The following is a 9,332-nucleotide window of genomic DNA, read 5'->3' as shown; positions in this document are numbered from 1 at the left end:
CCGGAGACACGGTGCCGGCCGTCCCTCGTTTTCCGGCGGCGATCCGCCGACCCGCCGACCCGCCGACCCGCCGACCCGTCGATCCGCCGATCCGCCGACCCGTCGATCCGTCGACCCGCCGATCCGCCGGTGCTGGGGTCGGTCCCGGCCCGACCTGACCGGACGCGATCCGACCCGACGTCCGACCCGGCCCAGCCAGGTACGACCGGACCGACCGAATTCGACCGGCCCGGACCTCACCGGACCTCACCGGACCTCACCGGGCCCCACCGGACCGCCCCGTTCCCTTTCGTCGCCTTCCGTTCGGGAATTGAACGCGGTTGCGTCGATCGTGCGGGCATTCGGCATGGGGTCGACCGATTCGCCCGGATCGCATTTCCCTCGCCCGGCGGTCGGAGTGCGGGACTCCCGGCCAGGATCGGTGTTTGCCGCCATTTATTGTGACCCGGGCGGTGGGGGATTCTGCCGGATCCGGCGCCCCGGGACACCCACGCGAGGCGCGCGTGACGGTCAACTGCTCCCGCGTTTCGCGGCGGTTACGGGAGAGGTGACGGGCGAATCGTCGAAATCCGGGAAATGCTGCCGTCGGTCGTAGGGCGCACGGTGCCGACGTATCGGCGAGGTCTCAACTCGGGAAAGACTCCCCGGCAAACCTGCATTCGATCTTGCTCCTCCGGCAGCAAGTGGACTATACCTGTCGGCGTCTGCACAGCCGTTTCACACGGTTGCGCACTCGCCAGGGGTACGGGGGGCGGTACGAGGCATGCCATGGGCTGTTTCGCTGTACGTTCTCCCGGCACGCCAGGCCGAGTCAGGCACATTGGTACGTCTCTCTGCATGACCCAAGCGCAACCGACCGCGCGGTGGCGGGGCCCTTCGCCTGAGGCGAGATCTCGACGGGTGACCGGTACACCGCCTGAGTCCTGATGAAGGTGAGGACTTGAGCATGGGATCGACCTCCGCCCACAACAATGAGGGCCTCGGCCGTCGCGATCTGATCAAGCGGTCCGCCGCTCTCGGCGTGATCACCGTTCCCACGATGAGCTTCCTGGCGTCCTGCGCCAGCGGCGACAGCGGCTCCGACGAGAAGGTCGAGAAGGGCACCAAGTCGGCGGAGAACCCGCTGGCCGTCAACGAGAGCGCGCCCCTCGAACTGGTCATCTTCGACGGCGGGTTCGGCACGAAGTACGCCGAGGACGCCAAGGCCGTCTATGCGAAGACGTACCCCAAGGCCAAGGTCACGTTCTCCAAGACGCAGAAGATCCAGTCGGTCCTGCAGCCGCGCTTCAACGGCGGTACCCCGCCGGACCTGATCGACAACTCCGGTGCCCAGCAAATGGACATGGGCGTCCTGGTCGGCAAGAAGCAGCTCGCGGACCTGACTCCGCTGCTCGACGCGCCGTCCATCGACGACCCGAACAAGACGGTGCGCGACACCCTGCGCCCGGGCATCGTCGAGATGGGCCAGTTCGACGGCGACCCGGTCTGGATCATGTACTACGCCTACACGGTGTACGGCGTCTGGTACTCGCAGACCGCCCTGGACAAGCTCGACGCGACGTACCCGGAGAACTGGGACGACATGCTCGCGCTCTGCGCGAAGGCCAAGAAGAAGGGCATCGCCGGCTGGACCTACGCCGGCAAGTACCCCTACTACCTGCCGTTCTCGCTCTACCCCTTCATCGCCAAGATCGGCGGTGTCGAGGTGCTCGACGCGATCGACAACCTGGAGCCGAAGGCGTGGGAACACCCCGCCGTCAAGGCCGCGTTCGAGGCGTACTACGAGCTCTTCAAGAAGGGCTACGTCCTGGAGGGGACCCCGGGTCTCGACCACCGCGGTTCGCAGGGCGCGTGGGCCAACGGCAAGGCGCTGTTCATCCCCAACGGCTCCTGGGTGGAGAACGAGGAAGCGTCCATCATCCCCAAGGACTTCAAGCTGTCCGTGGGCGCGCCCTCCAGCCTCGACGCCTCGGACAAGATGCCCTTCGGCACCATCTGGGCGTCCGGCGGTGAGCCCTTCATCGTCCCGGCCAACGCGAAGAACGCCGAGGGCGGCATGGAGCAGCTGCGCATCATGCTCAGCGAGGCGTCCTCGAAGTCCTTCACCTCCAGCACCAAGTCCCTGTCCGCCTACAACGGCGGCACCGACGGCATCGAGCTGTCGGACGGCCTCAAGTCCGGTGTCGCCGCGCTGGAGAAGGCCGGGACCAACGTCGTCAACCCGCGCCTGCAGGACTGGTACGTGAAGCTCCAGAAGGAGCAGATCGGCGTCTCCGGTCTCGGCGAGATGATGGCCGGCCGGGCGACCCCCGCCGAGGCGATCAAGAAGATCCAGGGCTACGCGGACGCGGCGGCCAAGGACGGGTCCATCAAGCACTTCAAGCACCAGTGATCCACGCGTCACCAGCGGCGGCACGGCAGGAAGGTCGGAGTCGGTAACGATGCAGCACGGTAAATACCGGTTCATAGTCGGGTTCTTGATCGCCCCGATGGCGTTGTACGTCATCTTCGTCGTCTGGCCCTTCATCCAGTCCATCTACTACTCGTTCACGGACTGGACGGGGCTGAGCCCCGACTTCGAGATGGTCGGCTTCGACAACTACACCAAGATGTTCAAGGACGACATCTTCTGGAAATCGCTGGAGCACAGTGTGCTGCTGGCGATCCTGCTGCCGCTGGTGACGCTGGGGCTCGCCCTCTTCTTCGCCTTCATGCTCAATGTGGGCGGACGGCGCCGTAAGGGCGCGCTCATCTCGGGCGTCCGCGGATCCGGCTTTTACAAGATCGCCTACTTCTTCCCGCAGGTCCTCTCCATCGCGATCGTGGCGATTCTCTTCCAGTTCGCCTTCGACCCCGCACAGGGCATGATCAACGGGTCGCTGAAGGCATTCGGATTCGACCACGACCTGCCGAACTGGCTCGGCGATCCCAAGCTCGCGCTCTGGTGCATCATGGCGGTCCTCGTCTGGTGCACGACCGGGTTCTTCGTGGTGCTCTTCTCGGCGGGCATGGCGTCCATCCCGAAGGACTTCTACGAGGCGGCCCTGCTGGACGGTGCGACCAGGTTCACCACCTTCTTCCGGATCACCCTCCCGCTGCTCTGGGACACGGTGCAGTCCGGCTGGGTCTACATGGGCATCCTCGCGCTGGGCGCCGAGGGCTTCGCCGTGGTGAACATCATGAGCGTCGGGCCCGGCGGACCGGACTACTCGACCACCGTCCTCCCGCTGTACGTCTACCAGGCGGCGTTCCGGGACGGACAGGCCGGCTATGCGACCACGATCGGCGTCGCCCTGCTTCTCGTGACCCTGGCGTTCGCCGCCGTCGTCATGAAGCTGGGCCGGCGCGAGCGGCTGGAGTACTGATGAAGACCACTGACACCCCGCCCACCCTCCGCGAGGAGGCCGGCGTACCCGGACAGCGGGTGGCCAAGACCGACGGCGGCGGCACGTCCCGGGCGAAGCGCGGTGAGGGACACGTCCTCAACGTGTTCTCGCACGGTGTGCTCGTCATCTGGGCGGTCCTGGTGATCCTGCCGCTGTTCTGGGCCGTGATGTCCGCCTTCAAGTCGGACAAGGCCATCTTCAACTCCCCGTGGGCGCTGCCCGACTCCCTGAGCTTCGACGCCTGGGGACGGGCCTGGAACCAGGCGCACATGAGCGAGTACTTCCTCAACACCGTGCTGGTGGTCGGGGGCTCGCTCGTCGGCACGCTGGTGCTGGGGTCGATGGCCGCGTACGTCCTGGCCAGGTTCGACTTCCCCGGGAACCGTTTCATTTACTTCTTGTTCGTCGGAGGCATGAGCTTCCCGGTCATGCTGGCCCTGGTCCCGCTGTTCTACGTCATGGACAACATGGGGCTGCTGAACACGATCCACGGCCTGATCCTCGTGTACATCGCGTACTCGCTGCCGTTCACCGTGTTCTTCCTGACCTCGTTCTTCCGCACGCTGCCGACCTCGGTGGCGGAGGCCGCGCTGATCGACGGGGCCTCGCACACCCGGACCTTCTTCCAGGTGATGCTGCCGATGGCGAAGCCGGGGCTGATCAGCGTCGGGATCTTCAACTTCCTCGGGCAGTGGAACCAGTACATGCTGCCCACGGTGCTGAACACCGACCCGGACAAGCGGGTGCTGGCGCAGGGCCTAGTGGAGCTCTCCACCAGCCAGGGGTACAAGGGGGACTACTCCGGGCTCTTCGCCGGACTCGTCATCGCCATGCTCCCCGTCCTCGCCGCGTACATCGTCTTCCAGCGTCAGGTGGTGGCCGGCCTGACCGCCGGAGCACTGAAGTAGCACCTCCGCTTCACCGCGGCGTCACCACGGAACCGCCCGACTGCCTCCGGCCGTTGGGCGGTTTCGTCCGTGTTCCGACGAATTCCACCGACCTCATGTGGGGAGGTGCCGCGCTCATACGGGGCTCCGGGCGTTCAAGGTCTTGACGGGGCACACCCGGGAAAGGTCAGCTATTGGTTCACATGTTAGAGAAAACGGCAGGAGTGAGTGAGTCGATGGAGACTCCGGGGTCGCAGACATCTCTGCATCGGGCCAATCTTGAGCGGGTCGTACGCGCCGTGCGCATGGCGGGGTCGCTCACCCAGGCGGAAATCGCCAGGAGTACCGGCCTCTCCGCGGCCACCGTCTCCAACATCGTGCGCGAGCTGAAGGACGGCGGCACCGTCGAGGTGACCCCCACCTCGGCGGGGGGCCGCAGGGCCCGGAGCGTCTCGCTCAGCGGCGACGCGGGCGTCGTCATCGGGGTGGACTTCGGCCATACGCACCTACGCGTGGCGATCGGCAACCTGGCCCACCAGGTCCTCGCCGAGGAGTCGGAGCCACTGGACGTGGACGCCTCCTCCGCGGACGGGTTCGGGCGGGCGGAAGCGCTGGTCAACCGTCTGATCCGGACCACCGGGATCGGCCAGGACAAGGTCATAGGCGTGGGGCTCGGGGTGCCCGGCCCGATCGACGTGGAGTCGGGCACTCTCGGCTCCACGTCGATCCTGCCGGGATGGACGGGCATCAACCCCAGCGCGGAACTCGCCGCCCGCCTCGGAGTGCCCGTCTACGTCGACAACGACGCCAATCTCGGGGCCCTGGGGGAGCTGGTCTGGGGGAGCGGCCGGGGGGTCCGGGACCTCGCGTACATCAAGGTCGCCAGCGGGGTGGGGGCGGGCCTGGTGATCAACGGGGCGATCTACCGGGGTCCCGGGGGGACCGCCGGGGAGATCGGCCACATCACCCTCGACGAGGCGGGCCCCGTCTGCCGCTGCGGGAACCGCGGGTGCCTGGAGACCTTCACCGCCGCCCGGTACGTCCTGCCGCTCCTGAGGCCCAGCCACGGGCCGGACTTGACCATGGACCGGGTCGTCCAGCTGGCCCGTGAGGGCGACCCGGGGTGCCGCCGGGTGATCGCCGACGTCGGCCGGCACATCGGCAGCGGTGTGGCGAACCTGTGCAACCTCCTCAACCCCAGCCGGGTCGTCCTCGGTGGATCGCTCGCGGAGGCAGGGGAGTTGGTCCTCGGGCCCATCCGGGACTCGGTGGCGCGCTACTCCATTCCGAGCGCCGCGCGACAGCTCTCGGTGCTCCCGGGAGCGCTCGGAGGGCGCGCCGAGGTGCTCGGTGCGCTGGCTCTGGTGCTGAGCGAAATGGGCGATTCGACCCTTTTGGAGAATACGCTCTCTCCCAGCACGCCTGCCTTCACTTAGATAACGAATGGCACCGTTGTCATCTCGTTAAGTATTTACTCCTTGACGCCGCCTCTGCGGCCGAGTTGACTTCCGTCCACCTCGGCCGCAACGTCGCGGCCTCGTCAGGGAGGTTCGAGTTATGAACACGCGTATGCGCCGTGCCGCTGTTGCTGTCGCCGCCACCGCCATGGCGGTCTCGCTTGCCGCTTGTGGGAGCGCCAAGGAGTCCGGCGACAAGGCCGACAGCTCTTCGTCGTCGTCGGCCAAGAAGGGCGACGACCTCAAGATAGGTCTGCTCCTTCCGGAGAACGCCACCGCTCGGTACGAGAAGTTCGACAAGCCGATCATCGAGAAGAAGATCGGCGAGCTCACGGGCGGCAAGGCGGAGGTCGTCTACAGCAACGCCAAGCAGGACGCCACGCTGCAGGCGCAGCAGGTCGAGACCATGATCACCAACAAGGTCGACGCCCTCATCATCGACGCGGTGGACTCCAAGTCGATCGCCAACAGCGTGCAGAAGGCCAAGGACGCGGGCATCCCCGTCGTCGCCTTCGACCGCCTCGCCGAAGGTCCCATCGACGCCTACACCTCCTTCGACAACGAAGAGGTCGGCCGGGTCCAGGGCAAGGCCCTCCTCGAGGCGCTGGGTGACAACGCCTCCAAGGGCAAGATCGTGATGATGAACGGCGCGATCACCGACCCGAACGCCGCACTCTTCAAGAAGGGCGCCAAGTCCGTCCTGGACGGCAAGGTGACCGTCGGCAAGGAGTACGACACCAAGGAGTGGAAGCCGGAGAACGCCAACGCCAACATGGAAGCGGCGATCACGGCTCTCGGCAAGGACAAGATCGTCGGCGTCTACTCCGCCAACGACGGCATGGCCGGCGGTATCATCACCGCCCTCAAGGCCTCCGGCCTGAAGACCCTCCCGCCGGTCACCGGCCAGGACGCCGAGCTCGCGGGCGTGCAGCGCATCGTCTCCGGTGAGCAGTTCATGAGCGTCTACAAGCCGTACTCCCCGGAGGGTGAGGCCGCCGCCACCATGGCCGTCTCGCTGGCCAAGGGCGAGAAGATCGCCGCCTCGGTCGCCACCTCGACCGTGGACAGCGCCACCACCAAGGGTGTCCCGACCTACCTCGTCCCGGTCGTCTCGCTGACCAAGGACAACATCAAGGACACGGTCATCGAGGACGGCGTCTACACCGTCGCCGAGATCTGCGCCGGCCAGTACGCCTCGGCCTGCGCCACCCTCGGCCTCAAGTAGTCCCACCCGCCGGACCCCGCCCCCGCCCCGCGCGGCCGGCGGGGCTCCGGCCGGGTCCGGCCCCGCCTCAGGCGGATAGGCCGGTCCCCGTGGGCCCGCCGCACAGCGGCCCGCCCACCAGAAGCCTGTCCGGTGTCCCGCCCTTCATCAGCCCCGCTAGCGGGCGGGGCGCCGGACGGAAACGCTTCCTCGCTTTCCCTTCTGCTCAACCACCGCGCCTCCCCCCAGGCGCGGCATCCCCGCCGGTCAGGCGGCGAAGGAGATGGTTCACGTGTCCGCTACGCCCGTGTTGGCGTTGCGAGGGATCTCGAAGCGATTCGGTGCCGTGCAGGTGCTCACCGAAGTCGAGCTCGAGGTCCACGCCGGTGAAGTGGTCGCCCTGGTGGGCGACAACGGCGCCGGAAAATCAACGCTGGTCAAGACCATTGCCGGTGTCCACCCCATCGATGACGGTGTCATCGAGTGGGAGGGCAAGCCGGTCCACATCAACCGCCCCCAGGACTCCCAGGGTCTGGGCATCGCGACGGTCTACCAGGACCTCGCCCTCTGCGACAACCTCGATGTCGTGGGCAACCTCTACCTCGGCCGGGAGCTGCGCCGCTTCGGCGTCCTCGACGAGGTCGAGATGGAGCGCCGCTCCCGCGAGCTGCTCTCCACGCTCTCCATCCGCATCCCCAGCGTCCGGATCCCGATCGCCTCCCTCTCCGGCGGTCAGCGCCAGACGGTGGCCATCGCGCGTTCGATGCTCGGTGACCCGAAGCTGGTCATCCTCGACGAGCCGACGGCCGCCCTCGGCGTCGAGCAGACCGCCCAGGTCCTCGACCTGGTCGAGCGGCTGCGCGAGCGCGGTCTCGCGGTCATCCTCATCAGCCACAACATGGCCGACGTCAAGGCGGTGGCCGACAAGGTCGCCGTGCTGCGCCTGGGCCACAACAACGGCGTCTTCGACGTGAAGACCACCTCGCACGAAGAGATCATCTCTGCCATCACGGGCGCCACGGACAACGCCGTGACCCGTCGTGCGGCGCGCACCGCGGAGGTTTCGAAGTGACCACGGACAAGACCTCCACCGCCACGGCGGAATCGCCGGTCGTCAACCCGGAGGCCGCCGACGGCGCCGCCACCGTGGTCGACCCCCGGCTGCTCGTCCGCGAGCAGGGCCTGAGCGGCTACTTCAGCGAGTTCAAGCGCAAGATCAGCGCCGGTGACCTGGGCTCGCTCCCGGTCATCATCGGCCTGGTGATCATCTGCGTCGTCTTCCAGAGCATGAACTCCGAGTTCCTCTCCGCGAAGAACATCACCGACATCTCCGTCACGATGGTCGCCACCGGCATGATGGCCGTCGGCATCATCTTCGTCCTGCTGCTCGGTGAGATCGACCTCTCGGTCGGTTCGGTCAGTGGTGTCTCGGGCGCCCTCGTCGCGGTGCTCACCATCACGCACGGCATGAACGAATGGCTCGCCATTCTCATCGCCATCGTCAGCGGTGCGGTGATCGGCGCGATCCACGGCTTCTTCTTCGCCAAGATCGGCGCTCCGGCGTTCGCCGTCACCCTGGCCGGCCTGCTGTTCTGGCTCGGCTTCATGCTGAACCTGCTCGGTGACACGGGCACGATCAACCTGGACAGCAAGGGCGTCGTCGGCCAGATGACGACGTACTACTTCACCGACGTCGCCGCGGCCTACGGCCTCGCGATCGTGGGTGTGGCCGCGTTCTTCCTGTCGGCGTTCTTCGACAGCCGCCGGCGTGCGGCCGCCGGGGTCCCGTCCCGCCCGCTCTCCGACATCATCGTGCGCACGGTCGTCCTGGCGGTCTTCGCCTTCGCCGCCGCGTTCATGTTCAACCAGGACCGCGGTCTGCCCCTGGCGTTCGTGCTCTTCATCGTCGCCCTGGTCATCACGGACTTCGTCCTGCGCCGTACGGCCTACGGCCGGAAGATCTTCGCCCTCGGTGGCAGCGTCGAGGCCTCCCGCCGCGCCGGTATCAACGTCACCGCGATCCGCGTCTCGGTGTTCGCCATCGCCGGTACGTTCGGCGCCATCGGCGGCCTGTTCTGGGCCTCCAAGATCGCGTCCGCCAACCAGAGCGCCGGTACCGGCGACCTGCTGATGAACGTCATCGCGGCGGCCGTCATCGGTGGCACCAGCCTCTTCGGTGGCCGGGGCCGCACCTGGAACGCCCTCCTCGGCGTGATGGTGATCGTCTCCATCCAGTACGGTCTGAACCTCGAAGGCATCGCCACCCCGGTCCAGTACATGATCACGGGTGCCGTCCTCCTGGCGACGGTCTGCATCGACTCCGTCACCCGGAAGACCCAGAAGACGGCGGGCCGCGCCTGAACCACGGCTCCGCGCGGGTGCCCGGCGTCCCTCAGGG

Annotated in this window: 7 protein-coding genes; all 7 read left to right on the top strand. The window is 67.1% G+C overall.

The annotated features are described in order from the left end of the window. Positions 1–946: 946 nt before the first annotated feature. The 7 genes from ngcE (at position 947) to ACFWEP_RS26210 (ending at position 9,295) form a co-directional block, all read left to right on the top strand. Positions 947–2,392: an N-acetylglucosamine/diacetylchitobiose ABC transporter substrate-binding protein gene (gene ngcE / locus ACFWEP_RS26240; protein WP_328718752.1), complete on the top strand. Its 1,446-nt coding sequence runs from the start codon at positions 947–949 to the stop codon at positions 2,390–2,392. A gap of 49 nt (positions 2,393–2,441) precedes the next feature. Next, the gene (locus ACFWEP_RS26235) at positions 2,442–3,365 is read left to right on the top strand and encodes a carbohydrate ABC transporter permease (protein ID WP_387373453.1); all 924 of its coding nucleotides are present in this window, start codon (positions 2,442–2,444) and stop codon (positions 3,363–3,365) included. Further along, the gene (locus ACFWEP_RS26230) at positions 3,365–4,294 is read left to right on the top strand and encodes a carbohydrate ABC transporter permease (RefSeq protein ID WP_387373451.1); all 930 of its coding nucleotides are present in this window, start codon (positions 3,365–3,367) and stop codon (positions 4,292–4,294) included. Before ACFWEP_RS26235 ends, ACFWEP_RS26230 begins: the two co-directional genes overlap by 1 nt. A gap of 215 nt (positions 4,295–4,509) precedes the next feature. After that, positions 4,510–5,709, top strand: a complete 1,200-nt coding sequence (locus ACFWEP_RS26225; RefSeq protein WP_387373449.1) for an ROK family protein — start codon at positions 4,510–4,512, stop codon at positions 5,707–5,709. A gap of 121 nt (positions 5,710–5,830) precedes the next feature. Continuing rightward, complete coding sequence (locus ACFWEP_RS26220) at positions 5,831–6,955, top strand: sugar ABC transporter substrate-binding protein (protein WP_387373448.1); 1,125 nt, start codon at positions 5,831–5,833, stop codon at positions 6,953–6,955. A gap of 262 nt (positions 6,956–7,217) precedes the next feature. After that, positions 7,218–8,006, top strand: a complete 789-nt coding sequence (locus ACFWEP_RS26215; protein WP_328718746.1) for an ATP-binding cassette domain-containing protein — start codon at positions 7,218–7,220, stop codon at positions 8,004–8,006. Beyond that, positions 8,003–9,295, top strand: a complete 1,293-nt coding sequence (locus ACFWEP_RS26210) for a sugar ABC transporter permease (RefSeq protein WP_387373446.1) — start codon at positions 8,003–8,005, stop codon at positions 9,293–9,295. Before ACFWEP_RS26215 ends, ACFWEP_RS26210 begins: the two co-directional genes overlap by 4 nt. The last annotated feature ends 37 nt before the right edge of the window (positions 9,296–9,332 follow it).

Source organism: Streptomyces sp. NPDC060198 (assembly GCF_042728415.1).
GTDB lineage: Bacteria > Actinomycetota > Actinomycetes > Streptomycetales > Streptomycetaceae > Streptomyces.
This window is presented reverse-complemented; position numbering and strand designations above follow the sequence as displayed.